Annotated in this window: 9 protein-coding genes; 5 read left to right on the top strand and 4 right to left on the bottom strand. The window is 67.5% G+C overall.

The genetic code is table 11. The features are described 5' to 3' along the window. The first annotated feature begins 42 nt into the window (after nucleotides 1-42). From ACFTWP_RS34715 to ACFTWP_RS34700, 4 genes are read left to right on the top strand one after another with little or no spacing between them, the layout of a single operon-like run. Entirely contained in the window at nucleotides 43-1206 is a 1164-nt protein-coding gene (locus ACFTWP_RS34715; RefSeq protein ID WP_380269008.1) for a hypothetical protein, read from the top strand. Further along, complete coding sequence (locus ACFTWP_RS34710; RefSeq protein WP_380269007.1) at nucleotides 1196-4513, top strand: hypothetical protein; 3318 nt, start codon at nucleotides 1196-1198, stop codon at nucleotides 4511-4513. The genes ACFTWP_RS34715 and ACFTWP_RS34710 overlap by 11 nt, the downstream gene beginning before the upstream one ends. Next, a complete protein-coding gene (locus tag ACFTWP_RS34705; RefSeq protein ID WP_380269006.1) occupies nucleotides 4500-7223 on the top strand; it encodes an RNaseH domain-containing protein in 2724 nt (907 codons plus the stop codon). The genes ACFTWP_RS34710 and ACFTWP_RS34705 overlap by 14 nt, the downstream gene beginning before the upstream one ends. Nucleotides 7224-7226: 3 nt before the next feature. Then, nucleotides 7227-7889: a hypothetical protein gene (locus ACFTWP_RS34700; protein ID WP_380269004.1), complete on the top strand. Its 663-nt coding sequence runs from the start codon at nucleotides 7227-7229 to the stop codon at nucleotides 7887-7889. Between the two features lie 384 nt (nucleotides 7890-8273). Here the strand turns inward: ACFTWP_RS34700 and ACFTWP_RS34695 are convergent, their stop codons facing one another. The 3 genes from ACFTWP_RS34695 to istB form a co-directional block, all read right to left on the bottom strand. After that, nucleotides 8274-11129 carry a hypothetical protein gene (locus tag ACFTWP_RS34695; protein WP_380269003.1) on the bottom strand — a complete coding sequence of 952 codons (2856 nt, stop codon included), beginning with the start codon at nucleotides 11127-11129 and terminating at the stop codon, nucleotides 8274-8276. 655 nt (nucleotides 11130-11784) lie between these two features. After that, nucleotides 11785-15447, bottom strand: a complete 3663-nt coding sequence (locus tag ACFTWP_RS34690) for a hypothetical protein (protein WP_380269002.1) — start codon at nucleotides 15445-15447, stop codon at nucleotides 11785-11787. Between the two features lie 590 nt (nucleotides 15448-16037). After that, nucleotides 16038-16811, bottom strand: a complete 774-nt coding sequence (istB, locus tag ACFTWP_RS34685; RefSeq protein ID WP_380269001.1) for an IS21-like element helper ATPase IstB — start codon at nucleotides 16809-16811, stop codon at nucleotides 16038-16040. Between the two features lie 58 nt (nucleotides 16812-16869). On the opposite strand from istB, the gene ACFTWP_RS34680 reads away from it, so the two are divergent. Then, complete coding sequence (locus ACFTWP_RS34680) at nucleotides 16870-17151, top strand: hypothetical protein (protein ID WP_380269035.1); 282 nt, start codon at nucleotides 16870-16872, stop codon at nucleotides 17149-17151. A gap of 39 nt (nucleotides 17152-17190) precedes the next feature. Here the strand turns inward: ACFTWP_RS34680 and istA are convergent, their stop codons facing one another. Beyond that, nucleotides 17191-18666 (bottom strand): IS21 family transposase, encoded by a 1476-nt coding sequence (gene istA, locus ACFTWP_RS34675; RefSeq protein WP_380269034.1) that lies wholly within the window; start codon nucleotides 18664-18666, stop codon nucleotides 17191-17193. Nucleotides 18667-18736 lie beyond the last annotated feature (70 nt).

Genomic DNA, 18736 nt, shown 5'->3' with positions numbered 1-18736 from the left:
TCGGCGCCTTTGAGGGGTCGGTGACGTTCTTACCCTGACGACGTGAATAGCGTGGACCAGCTCGTCTATACGGGGCATGGGAGTCCTGAGCGTGAGTCGGATCTGATCCTGTCACTGGTGGCTTCAGGACTAGTGAGGATGCAGGGGTGGCGCGGTGACGTCGACCGGCGCCGCCCGTACGACGCGCGGCTGCAGTTGGGGCTGGACAGGCTGTCCGTCGCATGTGCGCGCGTCGGTGTCATGGCGCCCGTCGGCGTGGGCGATCTGGTGTGGGACTGGTGTGCAGGCAGGCCTCTGCGTGACTGGCCGCTGGTGCTGGACCGGGATGTGCTTGCCGGCGGCGAGTTGCTCCTTCTGGGCGGGAGACCGAGTGAGTTCTGCCGGGAATGGGTCCTGTCGGCTTCCGACGTGATTTCTGAGGTGCACGAGAGCTCCCTCGTCAACCATGTCAAGGATGTCGCCAGGGTTCTCGGGCGTCCGGAGCTCTACGCGCAGTGGCGGCGGACGGTCACCCGGCATTCCGTGGTGCACACCGCTCGGATGCTCTCGTTGAAGAACGCCTTCCTCGACGTTGCTCCATGGGCGCAGTGGTTGGATGAGTCGTACGAGCCGGTGCCGGTGAGCGGCTCCGTCGCGGGGCAGGTGGCGGTGTGCGCCGGCTGCGGGCAGTGGATGACGCCGCTTGCGTCCGGCGAGTGGCGCTGCCCGAGCTGGCGCTGCGCGGTGGCTTCCCGGCTGGGCGAGCCGACGATGACGCCGGCGGACGGGCTGTATCGGTTGAGGGTCGAGCTGGTGACCTCCGTCGCGCTCCCGGGGGCCCATGAACTCGCTCTCGCCGAGGCGCTGGCGGCCCGCGGGGCCCACGTCGTGCTGTCTCCGCAGTTCGACGCCTTGGACGTGTGGGCGCGATGGCCCGACGGGTATGCGATCGGGGTCGATGTGAAGGACTGGCGCAACGCCTACCTGCTCGCCCGCAGGATCAAGATGTTCCCTGCGTGGTCCGTCGGCCATCCCTACGCCTACGAGAGCGGGTTCGTCGCGGTGGCGGCCGACCGCACCGGGGGCCGGGACACCTATCTGAGGATCCTCCGGGCGCGCAGCGCGGCCCTGCGCTCGCAGCGCAACGTGCATGCGGTCACCGATCGGGAGCTGATCGAGTCCTGCCCCGACACCGGCGTCGCTGGGGAGGTCACCTGTGGGCCGTAACCGCACGGCGTGGAGGGCGAAGGTCTACGCGGACCTGGTCCGGCCGGCCAACGGCGCGGGAATGTCCAATGCCCGGGTCCGGCAGGCCATCGACGTGGAACTGGGTCTGTACGCGATGGCGCGATGGCAGCCGAGCGGCGCGGCCAAGGAAGTGTGGGCGTTGCTGCCGGGCTACGACTTTCGTCCGCAGGAGGACGGACGGCCGGCGGTCAACTCCTCGATCCGCTGGCTGATCGGCGCCCTGAAGGCGGAACGGGACTGGACTGCTGCGCTGGAGGCGTACCAGCAGTTCCCCGAGCACCTGCGCATGTTCGAAGTGAAGGACGTCGACCTGCCGGCGGTCAGGCGGGCGCTGAGCGAGGCGACGGACCGGGAGCACCACTACGCCGCTGCCCTGGCGGCGGCACCCGAGCACCGCTCGCACTCCACCCCGCTTGCCGAGCCGGACACCGCCTACCGGTTCGGCGTGAACGGCCAGGAGCACCAGGTCGTCCTGCCGTCATGGCTCGTCCCGACCGCGGGCGGCGGCCACCGGCCCAGGCGCCGACGCAGGGTGACAATCACCTGGGGCGCCCTGGAGCGAACGGCACGGTGGATGGACACCGTCGACTCCGGACAAGACCGCACCCGCAACTGGCACCGGCGGATCACGGACGTCCAGTTGCACGTCCGTGAAAGCGGCGGACTGCGCCGGGCACGCAGGCTCCCAGTCGTGGACCTCGTCCATCTGGTGGGTATGCCCGCGGTGGGCAAGACGACGCTTCTGACGATCCTCGCCGTGTGGGCGGCGAGACACCGCAGCAGGCACACAATGACCGTTGTGCTCGGCGATGTCGTGTCGGTGCTCGATATGGTCGGCGACCTCAACTTCTACGTACCCGGCGCCGCCGCCCCCATTTTGGGCGCCTCCACTCGCGGACAGCACCTGCGTCAGCTTCACCGCCCTGCCGATCCGCTGGCCGTGGGGCTGGACCTGCTCAACGACGACCGCCTGCGCTGGGTGTCGACCGCGTGCACCATGCAGGGACTGCTTCCTCTCACGGCTCCGTTCGCACTGGCCGACGCACCGTGCAAGGGCAAGCTGCGCCTTGTTGGCACCAGCGACCAGGACCCCGGGCAGTCCACCGGCAGCAGGAGAGGCCCTGAGTCCTGCGCGTGTCCGCTCTTCTTCAGGTGCGGCCGGCAGGAGGCGCCCAGGGCGCTCGTCGACGCTCCGATCTGGGTCTCGACCGCTCCCGGCCTGTTGCACTGCAAGGTCCCCGTCCAGGTGATCGACACCGGCCAGCGCTACCTGGAACTGGCGTGGGAGCGAAGCGACGTCATCGCCTTCGACGAGGCGGACCGGGTCCAGATCCAGCTGGACCAGGCGTTCAGTCCCACCCAAACCTTGACCGGTCCGGGGCAGGAGGCGTGGCTGTACGAGGTGAAGGGCCTCTTCGACCAGCACAACCGTTCTTCGCGCGGCAAGCACCTGACGACCAGTGCGACGGTGCGTGAGTGGTCGGTGGGCATCGAGCGCGCGGCGGTGCTCACGGCGAGGCTGCATGCCTTGATGGGAGCCCACCGGTATGTGCGCGAGTGGCTGTCGGAGAGCTACTTCAACGAGTGGCGACTGGGCGGCAAGCTGGCGGCGGAGCTGGCCGGCCTGCCGCTCGACCCCGTGTCGTCGGACGGTCCCTGCGAGGCGGACACGAGGCGGGAGAGCGCCTACCGGCGGTGGATGGTGGTGCTGCGCGACTGGCTGACCAAACCCGCGGCGCGCTTCAGCGCGGGCAGTGAGGACCTGCGTGTCCTGCTCGCCATCGCTTCCCGCGGCTTCGACGACACCGACGAGATCACCTCGAACCTCGTGGACTGGTTGGGCACTCTCACCGAGACACGGTCGATGGGCAAGGAGTCACGCAAACGCCTCGCGGTGCGCTTCCACGTCACGATGACCGTCGCGCTGCTGGCCCAGGAACTCGACAAGCTCACGCGGTACGTGTGGGAGGTGGAGAGCGAGATGGGCGCGGACTCGATGAGTACAAGCCTGGTCCACCGTCCTGCGGCCGAGTACCTGCCGCTGGTGCCGGAGAGTCCGATGGGCAACCTGCTGGGATTCCAGTACCGCGAGGAGGAGGGCGGGCATCCCGATCAGCTGGGCACCCTCAGCTTCTTCCGCTGCTCGGGGATCGGACGTTCCCTGCTCCTCGATCTGCCGCATCTGTTCGGATCGCAAGGGCCGGGGGTGCTGTTGCTGTCCGCCACGAGCTGGGCGGGCAACTCCCCGCGCTACGACGTCCAGGTGCCCGTCAGCGGGGTCCTGTCCTCGAAGGCCGCGGACAGGATCCCGCTGGACGAGCACATTGTCCTGGAGTACCTGCCGTCGTCGGTGACCGGTCCCGACGGTGTGCGCCGGGACGTCAAGGTGTCCGGGAAACGTGGCCAGGCCCGTGCGGATGCGCTCACCGAGCTTCTGGCCGCGCTGTGCACGGCCAAGTCCGCGCTGCGCGGCCCGCGGCCCAGCGCCCTGGAGGAGATCCGGGACCGGCTCGACCCCGGACGCCGCCGGTTGCTTCTACTGGTCGGGAACTACCGTGAGGCACGCCTGGTGCACGAGCAGCTGGTACATCTGCGCCCCGAGTGGGCGGGGCAGGTTCTTCACCTGGTGCCTGACGACGACCGGGGCACCCACCACTGGGATCCGGGCTCACTCACCCGCGGCCGTGTCTCGAGCCTTGCCCGGCACGAGGATGCCTGGATCCTCATCACCCCGATGCTCGCGATCGAGCGTGGCCACAACATCCTCAACAGTGAGCATGTTGCGGCCCTGGGTGCCGCCCTGTACCTGGTACGCCCGCACCTGCACCCCGAGGATCTCAGCTACCACATCGAGACCATGAACCGCTGGGGGGTCGAGGAGATCCGATCGGGGTTCCCCAGTGCAGGACTTCCCGAAGCCGGCCTCGCGGAGCGCGCCACCACCTTCCGGCGGATCGCTCATCGCCGCTGGACGGACCTGCTGGAGGATCCCCTGCGGTACGCCCTCACCGAACCGGACTCCCCCGAGCGGCGCGCCATGGACTGGACGAACATCCCGCCGTTGAACCAGATCGCCGGCCGCCAGCTGCGCGGCGCGGCCAGCGCCCAGATCTACTTCTGCGACGGCGCGTTCGACCCGTCCGCCGACGACAGCATCCTCCTGGGCATGTACCACGCCCTCGACGAAGCCATGAGCGGGCCCGCAGCCGACGTCGCAACACCGCTCTACCGCCCCCTCAGACATGCCCTGCGTACCCTTCTGGAGAAGCACCGTGGCCACGTATGACCGGATCCAGCGCACGTCCCTGGCGTTCAAGCCCACAGGTGGCGCTGCCCTGTGCACCTACGAGGCGTTCGTCTTCCCCCAGCGCATCGCCACCGCGCTGCGGCGTGAGGTGTTCCGGCGAACTGCCCCCGACACGGAGGAGGCCGAGCCGTACGGCATTCCGCTGTGGGCGGTGAACGCAGGCATCGCCGCCCTGCTGCCGCACGTCCTGGTCACCGACGCCACCGGCGCCGCCGACCGTGTCTGGCTCGCGTGGGACGTGAAGGAGGGCACCCCGCGGCCCGACCGCGAGATGATCGTCGAACTGGTCCGCAGTGGTCTCGCCGTCGCCGCCCAGGCCAGCAACGAACGGGCCCGACGACGGGGGAAACCCGCCCCCATCGACATGCAGGTCCTCGCCCGGATCCTCGGCGGCCTGACCGCGCAGGACCTCACCAGCGAGGTCCGCGAGCTACGCGTGGACCCCGGCAAAGCCGTGAACAGGCAGGACTACCGACTGCTCGCGCACACCGTCGCCCACCGGCTGGTCGCCTCCAAGTGGCAGGTCGACCACCGGCGGTGGGACAGCGAGAAGCAGGAGCACATCCTCGACGGCATCTCCCGCTGGCACCGCAGCGCCAGCGACGAAGGCGCCGAACTCATCTCCTACCCGCCGCACACGTACCAGGCCAAGAACGGCAGCGCGACCTACCACTGGTCCTACACCTTGCGCTTCACCGTGCAGAACAACGGGCTCAGACCGCAGCCCCTGCTGCACATCACCCTCGGGATCCGACGCTGGGCGAGGACCAACGTCTGGGACAAGCGGGGTATCGGCGTCTGCCTGTTCACCCCGTCCCCGTGGGCCAACGGCACCAGCCCTTTCGGCCGTGCCCGCATGAAGTGGCAGCCCGGCCCCAAAGGCAAGCGGGAAGGCAAGATGGTGTGGGACGACGTACTCGCCGACACGCTCGCCCGCTCCACCACCCAGGCCCACCTGCCCCAGGCACCGGACCTGGCCAGTGACCCCGCCCAGTTCCTGGAGACGGACACCGGTACACCCCTCGCCGGCGTCCTGTTCCGCGAAGGGCTCGGCACCTACTCCAAGCACCCCGTCGGCGTGGGCAGCTCGGCCCGCGACCGCTGGCAGGTGTTCCACCAGCTCCACGCCGCCCTCGCCGGCATCACCACCCCCCAGGCGCCCCTGTCACGCGTCCCGGTTCGACTGCCCGCCCGACCCAGCGCCGGCCAGCTGCTGCACATCGACCAGGACGCGCTGCGTGAGGCCGCCGGCCCACGGCTCATCGTCGACCTCGCCTGGAGCACCACCGCGATCGCCAACGCCGTGATCACCGAACTTCACGAGGCGTTCAACGTCCCACGGCCGACCGTCGACCTGCCGCTGAACGGCGAGCTCCACCTCGGACTGCCGGGCCGGGCCGTCGACGTCGACCTGCGCATCAAACCGGTCGCAGGCCTGGCCGCGTCACTGACCGTGGACGACTCGATCAAGAACCCACGCGACCGCCGTACCCAGGCCGCCGCCCCGCGCCGCACCGAGACCACCGCCTGGCTCCAACGCCCCGACGTTGCCGGCGCCCCACGCTTCGCCGTCGTAGAGATGCCCGGCGCCGACGACTTCCGCACCGGTGATCACGACCCGAAGCACCCGGTGAAGGCCGCAGCCGGCTCCGCCGGAGTACTCGTCCAGAACCTCACCCCCGCCAAGCCCACTTCCGGCGAGGAGAACAGTGAGAAAGGCGGACAGAGCGAACGCGTCCGCAAGTCGATCCTCGACCTGCTCGTACGCCAGAACGGCCTTCTCGCAGCACCCCCCTTCCTCGGCACCCCCGCCTGCCCGCTCAACGACATCACGACCGTCGGGCTGTGGATCGTGCGCCGCAACAAGGAGTTCAGCGCCCGTCTACCGCTGGCCGTCGTCCAACTACCGGGCGAACCCTTCGTCAGAATGCGCACCCCCCTCAGCCCGTGGCTGACCTACCGCGAGGCACTCCTCACCCTGGCCGACCACCAGACGGAGCGCACATTCACCAACGAGAGCGTGCGCGACTTCTTCGGCGAGATCATCGGTGACGTCTGCGACGGCAGCGACATCGCCCTGCTCACCCTCGCCCAGAACATCCGCGGCAACTGCCCGGGCCTGAACAACGAACACCTTGTTCCCGACACCCTGGCCTTCGACCCCAAGCGGCCGATCCCCCGACAGACCTGGAAGGGCCTGCGGCACATCCGCATGCGTACCAACGTCCGCAGCGAGACCAGCCAGCACTTCGCCTTCCGGGCGAACGCGACGGAGGAAGGCCTGGTCGGTGCCGGATCCGGCCTCTGGACCGACCCCGACCACCCCCGGCTGTTCTTCAGCACCGCACGCAAACCCGCCACGGCAGCCCCCGGCTCCCCCCAGGGATCCCGCATCGAAGCCCACTGGGGACGAACCGGCACCGACCCCGACGGCAACCCCGTACACGGCTGGAAGCACGACACCACCAAGAACGTCTGGAACCCGCAACTCCTCGAACTGCTCGTCGCCTGCCACGACGAAAGCGACGACCCGACCGCGTGGGCATCCGCAATCCACCAGCAGCGCTACTCCTCCCGCCACCACCCCGACCCCCTACTGCTCCCAGGAGTGCTGCACATGGCGCACCTGGTCGCCAAGCACATCCTTCCCCGCCACCTGATCGAGGAGATCGAGCAGAGCGACAGCTAGGCCATGACCAGGCCCGAGCCGCCCGCTCTCAACCAGCGCCAGGCGTCCTACCTCATGGTCCTGTTCACCCTCGACCAGGAAGCCGAACACGAGCAGCAGCGCCGCTGGCAACGCCGCCGCGCCCGCACGCCGGCCCACGCCTGGCGCTGGATCCCCTACACCGTCCGCGGTGTCGACAACGCGCAGACCCAGGCGCAGCAGCGGCTCGACGCCGAGGGTCTGCGAGACACCGGCAGCGGCTCGACCCTCGCGGCACTCGTCAGACGGGGGCTGCTCGAGCTGCGGCGTGTCATGGTCGACACCGCCGCCGGCCGAGCGCAGCGGGTGGATGTGCGGGTCACGGCGGCGGGGCGTGCCGCGTGCCGTGCCGCCCTGGCGCCCGGTGCTCAGCCCTGCGCCCCGGTTGCTGACTGGATGCTCGCAGTCCTGCGCCGGGTCGAGGGCGCCGGGGCCGACGGGCTGGCCCGGTACGAGGTGGGACGCTCCGCTGCCAGGGCGCTGGGCGGCAAGGGCATGGGCTACATCGAGGACGCCCATCCCTGGTCGTATCGGCTGACGAAACTGGGCGCCGAGGTCCTCTCAACGGCTTCCCGAACGCTTCCCGTCCACCCGGACACCGCACCGAGGCCCTCCGGCAGGCACAGACGGAACCCGGCCCGGCACTGACGCACCGGAACGAGACCGGCTACCACAAAACTCGCGGCGAGAAGGCCCCAGGATCAATCCGGTGCTGCCGGCTGGCAGCCCAGTCACGGCGGGCCTGGCCGTTGCTTCGCGACGCGCTGAAACGGTTACTCGAAACGACCGGAGATGCCGGTGTGCGGGGCTCGGCCACCCCCTCGACCCGTACGGTGGTGGGAACGTCATGGAGCTGCTGCGGCAACGGAGGCATACCTTCTCAGTACATACCGGGGTGAAAGGCCTGTGGGAGAGGCCTGCCGGCGCGGCAGCGTTCAGCATCGAAACACCTGATCCGACGCCGAGGTCCTGTCGCGGTAGATCCGAGATCTACCGCGACAGTCTGGCTGAGGTTTGCCCGTGCGCCCGGTGTCAGGCTTCCGGTTGGTAGGTGTAGTTGACGATCAACAAGAGGTCGTCGATGTCGGCGACCGTCAGCCCGTCAGGCAGGGACGTCACCTCCACGGTCCACAGCCCCGTGACGCTCTTTCCTGCCACCAGTGTCTGCAGTTCATCTGTGCCGGTGCCTGCCGGGCGGGTCGAGGATGTAGCGATGAGCCCCATCTCGTTGGTTTCCATCTCCACGGGTGTCGACTGCTCGAAACTGATCCGCAGTCCAGCCTTGCCCGCAAGCAAGGGGGAGCCTTTGGGTCGTACCATGACGGCGACCTTATCAATCGTCTTTGGTACCTGAGGTGCCTCGAACTGGTAGGCCGAGACGGACATTTCCACCGGAGCGGTGAGGTCGAGCTGGCGCCCCAAGTTGCCGAAAAGCTGTCGCGCGGACACCAATGCGGTCTCGTGCCGGTCCAGGTACCGTTTGGCTTCGGTAACCCGCTTGAGTGACGGATCGAAATACGCACCGTACTGGAAGTGCAGTCTGACGTCCTCGATCTGAGCGAGGTTGAGTTGCTGGTCAGGCAGCAGTTCAAGGGACCAGGTGGTTTCCAAGCCGCAGTTTTCGAAGTGGTTACGCTCCTCCGTCTGGAGTGCGATATCACGGGCATCAGCCAACGGGCTGCTCATCTGAGGGAATGCCTTCGTCTCCACCGCGTGATGGCGCCGCCGCCGCTTGTAGCACAGCTTCACTAGATCAGGGTCAGTCTCGGCGAAGATATCGCGATTGTCGATGGCGGTTTTGTTTCCGATATCGCTGAATCGCACGTAGGAGACGCCGGCGTTCGTGAGATAGCCGCGGATCTGCCCACTGTCTGCACCGGGGGCAAGCACAACCTCCACGCGCACTTCCCTCAACCGCTGCAGGTAGGTGCCCGGATACCAACGGTCGAAGTCTTCCAGTCGAGTGGAGAACTGGGCGGCACCCGACATCAGCAATGCCGCGAACGTCATCGGCTGGTGTTTGCGCAGTGACACAACCTGGGTGAGCTGGATTTCCTTGCGGGTCCGAGCGGTCTGACGAATGTAATCGATACCGTCGAGGTCGCGGCGAAGCGCTGCAGCGGCGGTGTAACCGCGTGTTTCCGGCTCGATGTAATCAGTATGGGAGTCGCGGATCAGGGCGACTGCGGTGTCGTTCTCGAAGTTGTACGAGGCCTGTGCCATCGTGGCGATAGTATGGGCACGGAGAATCATGCTGGTGCGCACCTGATCCAGCCCGAAGATGACCCGGCCGAGCGTAGCAGCATCGAGAACACGTGCCTTGTCACCCGCCTCTGCCTTATCGAGGCGCTGCTTCGCCGATACGAGGTCCGTGGCCAGTGCATCCCGCATAAGGAGGGCATTTTCCAGTTCGGCTTGTACGTCGCCAATCGCGGCCTGGATAGCCTGATGAGCCTGCTGGAAGTCATTTTTAGCGTGCGACACATTCTCGCATGTGATCTTCTTGTCCGACCATACTTTTACAGTCAGCCCGATACTGATGATCAAAGCCGTTACGGCACCGGCGACTGCACCGAGCGGATTGCCACCCGAGAGGATGAATCCGCCTACTGCTCCGACAGCGACCGCACCAATCACCACCAGAACAGAAAGAACGACCTCCCACCATTCCGGGTCACAATCGTCCTCCGCCTGGCTCAGCTGCTTCACCGCGTTCCTGAGTTGCATTTCACCCTGCTGGAAACTGGCCAGCCCCGAACTGAGCTGATCGATCTTGATGCTGATCGCCTGCAGCTCTGCGGCCAGGGAGTCGACATGGGCACGCTGAGGACCGAGAACTGCCTCAAAGTCGTCCTGCTTGAACTGGGCGGTGATCATGTGCTGGTCCAGGGTGTCCACGTGATCGAGGATCCGAGAGGCCTCTTGCCGCAAGTAGCTGTACCTCAGCAACGGGGTGCTCGCACGTGCCGAACCGAGCAGGTCCAGTCCGTTGGCCAGACCGTGCAACCGAGCGCGAACGCGGATCAACGAGCTCAACAAGGGAACCGACGAGGCCGCACTCGAAGTGAACTGATGCGTACGGCCAGTGGTTGTCGCTGGGCCCAAGTGGGCGGCCAGCTCCGCCACGGTCAGAGGCCTGGTCGTGGCAGCCTCGAAGGCCAGCGCAGGAGTCAGCGATGGACCGTCGACCATCACCCGACCAAACGGGTCCGTTTGGTCACTGAGAGGCCGGCTCCAGCCTTCCGCAGGAGGGGGCGGGAACTGCCCCGGCCGCAGGGTGCCGAAAACGTCCTCAAACGGAATGTCAGGAATCAGGGGCTTGATCGGCACATTGAGGATTGACGTGCCGATGATCCCGTTACGTGTTTCGCACCAGCGCGTGTAGTCGTTCCTGGCCACCAGTCCCAAGAGCTGGCTGATGAGAGCGGACCGCTCCTGCGCCAAGGCACCGATCGCCCTGATAGCCAGCGCGTACACCCCGGTAACCGCTGGATGTTCCGTGGACGAGCTCAGGGCTGTCTCGTAGGCAGCAGTCGCTTCCCGCGCCTCTCCACGTTGCAGATGCCGATCGCCACGCCCCAAGTGAGCGCGCACTGTCTGTTCAGCCAGCTTCAGTGCGTACGCCGACCCAAGCACGTCGCGCCCCGGGCTCACCTGGCCGATCTCCCGCAGCGCCGCGTCGTACCGGCCCCGGCTCAACAGCTTCTCGCTCCTGTCGAGCACGACTTCGATACTCGGATCCCGAGGCATGAAGTGTGGTGTTGCGGCCCCTGGGCGCAACACCTCCAGAGGTGCTCCTGGCGACGACGGCGCCGGCGCGAATGGGGTCGTGGCCCCCGCGAGGTTGGCGGTCTGCTCTTCCCGGGACGAGTTGGTGTCGCTCTCCATCGAACGCTCCTTGTCACAACTGACCGTCAGCACCGACTGATCACTGAGGCGGAGCCTTCAACACAGCACACGCCTCACCCCCTTGGTGTAGCACATAGTGACGCCTTGGTGGCCAAGGGTTGCGAAAGGATGTCTATGCTGGCCTTCATCAGGTAAACACGCACGATCGACTGACGTGGGTCACCGCACAGGTGGCGCTGCTTCACCGGCGCTGCTCCGGCGCGGTGGCATTGCTCATGCGGGCGCACCGTCCTGGCGGGTGGGTCCGGGTGGCCCCGCCACCGGTCCGGCACTGGATCGCAGCGCGATGCGATCGATTCGCCGGCCCGTTCGGTCCGCGCTGGCAGCAGTGCGGGACGCGCCGTGGGCATGGACCGGATATGGATCAGTGCGCCGACGTCGGATTACAGGCCGGCTACCGCGCCATGTGCTTCGTCCTGGAGGTCGGCCCGTCGTAGGGATGGCGGGTCGCACTGAAGGTCCGCACTCGCACTGATCACTTCAATGATCCTGGTCCTCCCCCGCGGGTGTGCCAGGACAGGGCTGTCTGTCAGGTGACAGGGCAGGTGTTCTGGGCAATCACGGGTGTCATCGTTGGCAGCCCTGCACACGCAGGACTATTGGCGCTGCGGCGCACGGTTCTGGGGGCGAGGTCCTAGCTCCCGTGGTGTGTCAGTACGGCACGGGCAGCTGTGGCCCTCTCGGCGTCGGGAGAGAGCTCGAACAGTCTCATGAGCCGGCTGGCCGCCGATTCGTGGCCGAGCCGGGCAACCAGCGCAGCGTAGAACTGGGCGAGCGCGTCTTCCAGCGGCTTCCCGGCGTCGTCGCGGATGGCGATGCCGCTGCGGAGCCCGGCCAGGATGAACGGGAGCGAGGAGGTGGTTGTCCAGGTTTGTGTCAGGGCCTGCCAGGCCAGCGTCTTGAGGTTCTGGTTGGCGGTGCCTGGCGCCGATGCCTGTGCCAGACCTGCGGATGCAGTGGCCAGCCATCGAGTGATGTCCTGTGGGTGTTGCTCACTGATGTGGGCGATGCAACCGAGCACGAACGAGGCCACAGGCTGCGGCTGGGTCCATGTCTGGGGGCGAGACAAGGCGTCCGCAACGGCCTTGGCCCGCCATCCGTCCGCAAGGGCTGCCGCGGTGTAGACGTCGTTGGTGAAACGGATGTCGACGTAATACTGGCGCAGGAGGTCGGCTTTGGCGAGCAGGACCTCGTCACGGCCGAGTTGCCCTGTTGTGGCCATCGAGTCCAAGAGGTCGAGGGTGCCGAACCCAAGGACTCCTTCTGCACGTGCAAGGGATCGCAGTACACGGTCGTCCGTCCACAGAACCAGACCGTGTTCCTTCGCGTGGTCAAGGGCGGTGAGCCATTCTCCGCGCTGGGCTATTGGAAGCGGGAAACGCCGCAGTTCCGGATGGGGGACCCTGGCGGTGGACCTGAGGAGCTTCACCACGCGCACTGCTGTGGAGCGAAGCCGATCCAGTTCGTCCGCTTGCTCGGCGAGGACTCCCGAGCGTTGCTCCTCGGCGTCCCAGACAAGTGTCAGGTCCGTCTGCAGAGCCAATGACTCCTTGGCCTGCAGCGCGTCCTGGAACAGCTGATCAGTGGTTATGACCTCGTCGAGGCAGCCGATCAAACGCTCGGCCTGCCCGGGGTCGAGCAGTGCCAGGGTGTGCGCGACGGTCGGATCGATGACGGTGCGAGTGTTCTGGGCCGCTGCCACTGCTTCGTCTCCTGCGACATCGGCCACGGCATCGCGGGCATAGACGAACCCGGCGGCGCGGCGCAGGCTTGCCTCGGTGTAGGTGCGGCCCGCCGCCCAGGTCAGGATGCCCAGGGGAAGTTCGCCACTGGTGACCTTGTCCCGGACCTCTTTGGTGTTCTCGTACGCCTGTCGAAGCTCGTCGGCGATGTTGGCCAGCGGATCGTCGTCGGGTCCCAGCTGCACGGCCCGGAACTGGGAGCTGTCGGGGAACCGTTCCAGGTAGCGCTCGGTTGCTTGCGTGAGTTGGTTGCCGAACTCCTCGGGCCATCGCTCGGGGGTACCAGCGGCGGCCACGTGCAGAGCGGTGATGAAGCCACCGAGAAGTTCCTCGTCATCGGGCCAACGCTGCATCAACGCCAGTGCCTGGCCAGCGAAGTTCGGGTCGTCATAGTACTTTGCTCCCAGCTTCACCCAGAGCAGGGCTTCGTGTTTGGTGCGGGGCTCGATAGGCGCTCCTCGCTGGGTCAGGGCGTTCCAGGCCTCTTCGACAAGGCCGCGGGCGACGTGACAGCGGGTCAGCGCCCACAGTGCGTCATGGTCGTCCGGGTTGAGTGCGAGCATGCTCCGCGCCGCGCCGGCGGCCCGGTCGGGGTGGCCCTCGGCGAACTCCGCCTCGACCAGGAGCGCGTACATCTCGCTCTTGCTCTGGGCTGCCCAGTCGGGACCGGCCAGTTCCAAGGCCTCCCGCGCGCATTCCTTCGTCTGCGCGGGCAGGTCGGCGTGCCGATACGCCTTGGCCGCCATGGCCATCATGAAGGCGTCCCGCCAGTAGTCGGCCCCTGATCGAAGAGTGCGCGCTCCCTGCTCCCAGTTACCGTTGACCTCGTAGCGCCCTGCCAGCAGGATCACGATGATGGGGCTTTCGGTGACGTTGGCGCGCAGTGCCGAGAGGTCGCCGTCGCCGCTTGACCTGAGTGCACGGGCGATGAGTCGGATCTCGGCGACCTTCTCAGGGTAGGAGGCTTCGAGGTGGTGCAGGCTGGCCGGTTCTGATCCGCACTCCGCCATGCCCATTGCTGCGTGGAGCTGCTCCTGGTCAGTGGTGGCCGCGTCCCAGACGGCCTGCCAGGCATCCTGGAGTTGTGGGGGCTGCGTCTGGCCGCTGCATTCCCTCTCCAGAGTCACAGCTGCAACCTGCGCTCTGACGTAGACGCTCTCGACCTGGTTCTGGAGGCGCCGGGCCTCGCCCGTCCGGCCGGTGAGCGCGGCAAGCAGTGCCCGGTGCTCGAGAAGGCGAACGTCGCGCGCCTCGCGCAACGTGGCCTGTCCGTCGGGCTGTTCTTGGGTCAGTTCCCATGCGGTGGCGGTGTCGCCGCACATCTGGGCTGCCTGCAAGGCGGTCACGGTGGGTTCCACGCTGTCGCCGAACCATCGACGCCGACTGTCGCGTGCCTTGATCGCGAGCGAGAAGGCCTCGTGGGCCTCCGTCAACCAGTGCTCGCTCCGTCGACCGTCTGCGCGCTCCAGAAGAGCCTGAGCGATCAGCAGCTGGACGCTGGAGAGGATGCCGTCCGGATCCGCAGCGCGCAGGCAGGCCAGTGCGGCACCGTCCTGTCCGGTCTTTGTGAGGGCGACGGCTTCCACCCCAGCTTTGAGTAGGCGCGTGGTCTCGGTTGCGGGTCGCACAGCCGCTGCGTGCTCCAAGGCCGCGTTCCAGTCGCCGTCGAAGAGCGCCGCCAGCGCGAGGAGCAAGGGCGAGTCGAGGTCGGCGTTGGCAGCCAGGAACGCTCGCGCCTCCTGGTCCTCACCGGCGGCGCTGAGCTGCTGCACGACCAGCGCGGCCCACTGCTCCCGCGGGAAGCCGCCATCGTCGAGGCACCGCTGCAAGAAGGTGACCGCGGCCCGGTGTGCGTCGTAGTCCGAGGCGACCTGGCCCAGCCAGCCGAAAGCGTCCGGGGGCGCCTGATTCATCCAGCCGGGCAGATGACCTGCCCACTGCTGCAGAAGTGCCCCGCGATTCTCCGGGACGCTGTGCAGAAGCCCTACTGCCCGTTCGATCGCGGGCCACGCGCTCACCAGGCCCTGCGCGGTCTGCCGCGCGCGTGGGCTCAAGGTCGACAAGCCCGTCGGGAAGTCGGTGCGTGCATCCAGCCGCGCGAGGATCGCGGCCCCGGTCGCAGCGGCCTGCTCCACCTGGGCGAGGAGGTCGTCGCGCAGGTCGGTGAACATGTCCTGCAGGCTCGCCTCGGTGACCTCCCGCAGGCCTGCGAGGGCGCCCTGGCCCTCGGCCTCCCTGGTTTGCTTCCACTCTTCCAGCAGCTCCACCGGGAATTCGGCGCTTCGGGGGCCGTCGATCGTCTTGTGATGCGGCTTGCACATCAGGAGCAGGTTGATGAAGCTGTTGCGCTGCCTCACCGTCCAGGACGGGTCGAACCGGCAACCGCCCTTCTCGAGCGCCCGGATGTGGGCAATCTCCAGGTTGAGCATCGGCTCCGTGCCCACCATACGGAGGATCGGCTCACCGCAATCGGGCCAGTAGCACGCACCACCGGCCAACGTCATCAGCCCGGCGATCGTCGCGTTGCTGTAGTTACGGCGCGGCTGCGAAGTCACAGAACCCCCTCCACTCACAGGGCAGCAAGCGTACGAGCTCTCACTGACAACCACCTCGCACGCACGCTCAAGGCACCGCCGCCATGCTTTCTTGGCCGACTCGTGAACGGGGCAGGCGGCAGCGCCGTCTGAACTCGGATGTCGGTGGCCTCTGCAATGATCCCCCGTCATGGGGAGACATGACCAGCGGCGTGACGCCTACAACCACTCCGGCAGGCAAGCACCATCCTGCTGGCGATCAGGCGCCAACCTGGCTCACCGGGTGGGCGGCTTTCCGGCTTCGCACAGCGTGAGTGGATCGTGAGCGCGTCAAGGGCGAGTTCCATGCGAGCCGAAGCACTGTTCCGCGCGCGCGTGGCCGACCTGGGTGGCGAGGTCCTCGAAACCGAGTGGCTCGGCACTCGGAAACCTCACCGGGTGAACTGCGGGGCGGGACACGAGAACGCGACCTACCCAACCAACGTCCTGGCCGGCAAGGGTATCTGCTGTCAACGGTCATTGAGATGCCCAGGTGGGTGGTCATTGGGTGTCCAGGCTGGTGGCCATCAGAAGTCCATGCCTGTGGCCAGCGGTGTTCCTGAGGGTGGGCGTCAGTGCAGGGGGACCACGCCCTTGCCAGCGAGGGCCTCGGCAAGTCGGTGGGAGTCGCCGGTCGTGGTGACGAGGTGGGCGTGGTGCATCAGGCGGTCAGTGCTCGCTCCGGCAAGGGTCTTGGGCATGATCGTGTCGAAGCCTGAGGGGTGGATGTTGCTGGTCACCGCGGTCGAGCGGCGTTCGTAAGCGGCGTCGATGATCCGATAGAACGCCTCGGCGGCGTCCTCGCCGACGGGCAGCAGGCCGATGTCGTCGACGACGATGAGGTCGGCCCGGCAGATCCGTGCGACGGTCCGGGCGGTGGACCCGTCGACCTTCGACTTGCCGATCGCCGCGCTCAGGGTCTCCAGAGTGAACCAGGCCACTCGCAGGTCCTTCTCGATCGCGGCTTGTGCCAGACCCTCGGTGAAGTGCGACTTTCCGGTCCCCGACGGGCCGGCGATCACCAGGTTCTCCGCGCGGCTGATCCACTCCAGGGTGACCAGGGAGTTCTGGGTGGGTTCGGGGATGGTGGAGTCCTCGGCCCGCCAGGAGGCCAGGGTCTTGCCGGTGGGGAAGTTCGCCGAGTGGCGTCGCAGGCGGCGGGTGGCGGCGTCGCGGCCGGTGACCTCCTCGGCGATCAGCAGCCGCAGCACCTCGGCGGGGTCCCAGCGTTGCGCTCGGGCGGTGGCCAGCACGTCGGGTGCGGCCTTGCGCATATAGGGCAGACGCATCCGGCGCATCAGCCTGTCCAGCTCCTCGGGCAGGGCCGGGGCCTGGGGAAACGTCATGGTCGTATATTCCTTCGCTGGTCGGGGTGGGCGCCGATAGGCTCGGCGGGTGATCAATATGGCGGTGCGTGGTGACCGCGGGGACGTTGTGGCCCGAGCCCAGGGCGGTGTGGAGTGGACCGCTGCTTTCGCGGACCTGGACCTGGCGGAGTTCCCGATGCTCTGGGCCCTGACTCCGTATGGGGATGCGGTGTTCAACCAGCGGCAGGTGCCGCTGCTGTTGTCGGAACTCGACCGGCTTCCCGCCGCTTGTGGTGGCGACTGGGTCGGGCAGGCCCGCGAGTTGTGCCAGGTCGTCGAGCGCGGGCAGCACCTGTATCTGTGGTTCCTCGGCGACTGACCCCGATCGGCTGGTCTTCAACTGCCTAGGGGTCGTTGGCTACTGGCCCAGGGCCTGCCAGCCGATCGTGCCGCTCTGGACGGAGCGTGCCTCGTCCGCGCGCACGACCTCGCCTGCGGGTCTGCTCGCCGCGAGATGCTCCAGGATGGAGAGCAGGTCGGCGTCGGCGAAGCGTCCGGCGGTCGCTGCCAGCCCAAGGGCCTGATCGACGCTGTCGGAGCCCATGACGGTGGCGAGCTCGACGGCGCGGGCCATCTTGGCGCGGATACGGACGGCGCCGGCGGGTCCGGCCTCCTTGAGCCAGCGCCCGGCTCCCGGACCGATGCCCACGAACGCGATCTCCGCTTCCGAGCGCGGCTGCAGTCTGGGCTGGTGGACGCCGCGGCCGTCGGGGTGGTCGGGGTAGTGCGCATCGATGATCTGCGGAACTCCTGGGACCGACAGTTGGTGGCGCCATATCTCGGACAGGTCACCGGAGTTGGTGCGGGCGAAGATGGACAGTTCCTCTCCGACCACCCGGCACCAGACCCTGGTGCCGGTATAGCCCGGCGGGGTCGAGTAGCGCACCGAGTTGAAGCTGATCGTGCGGTCCGAGCCGACCACCCGCTCCTCGCCCAGCGCAAGTGCCAGCGGCTCCAGCGGGAGGACGTGCAGCGTGGTGCGTTCGATGTCCAGACGGTCGGCGGGTATCTGTCCGGTCGCCCGGTGGCGGCGCGCATTCACCGCATCGCACCAGGTGAAGCAGGCGTCCGCGAGTTCGGCGAAGGTGCCGTAGGCGGGTAGCAGGTTCGCATCCGTGGGCACCAGGTCGGCCTTCGCGATGCGGACCGTGGCCTCCGCACCACCCTTGGACTCCGGGTCGTAGGGCACGCAGCTGACCACTTGGCAGCCGTAGTGCCGGCCCGCGGCGACCATCTGCGGGTGCCGGACCGGGATCCCGGCGATGTGCTCGACGGTGACGGTCTTCGCGTTGTCGGTCAGTACGTAGGTCGGTGCCCCGCCGATGCGGCGCAAAGTGGTGTCCAGGCAGGCGACCAGCGTGCCCAGGGTGCAGTCCCAGACCGGGATGACCACCCGAAATCGCGACCAGGACAACCACGCGCAGAACAGCCAGGTCCGACGCCCGCCGATGCGCGGGCCCTCTCCCCAGTCGAACTGCAGCCACCGCCCGGGCTCGGGGATCCACGGCCGGTAGGTCCGCCGCTTCCCGGTCTTCCACGCGGTCTTCGCCGCGTTTACTGCCCGCCGGGTCGAGCGGGCACTGCCTGGATAGCCCATCTTCACGAGCTTGTCATGGACCACGTCGGCGCGGATCGTCGCCTTGGACTGCTCGACCCACTCCTCGATCTTCTCCAGGAACGCGTCGATCATCTTCGGGCGCGGCTCGCGCTCATACGGATTGCGCCCGCTGTCTCGGGCCTCGACATACCGCTTGACCGTCTTCGGGTCGTGCCCCGTCAGGGTGGCTGCCGACCAGACCGTCTCGGTCAGGTCGTACGCCTCAAAGATTTCCATGATCTCTCTGTCAGACTTCGTCACAGGACCTCTCCGGCCGGTTGCTGATGCTCGCAAACACCAGCAAACC

This window comes from Kitasatospora sp. NPDC057015 (assembly GCF_042673745.1).
In the GTDB taxonomy this organism is placed as follows: domain Bacteria; phylum Actinomycetota; class Actinomycetes; order Streptomycetales; family Streptomycetaceae; genus Kitasatospora.
The sequence above is the reverse complement of the archived record's forward strand: the minus strand, read 5'-3'. Positions and strand labels throughout refer to the sequence as shown.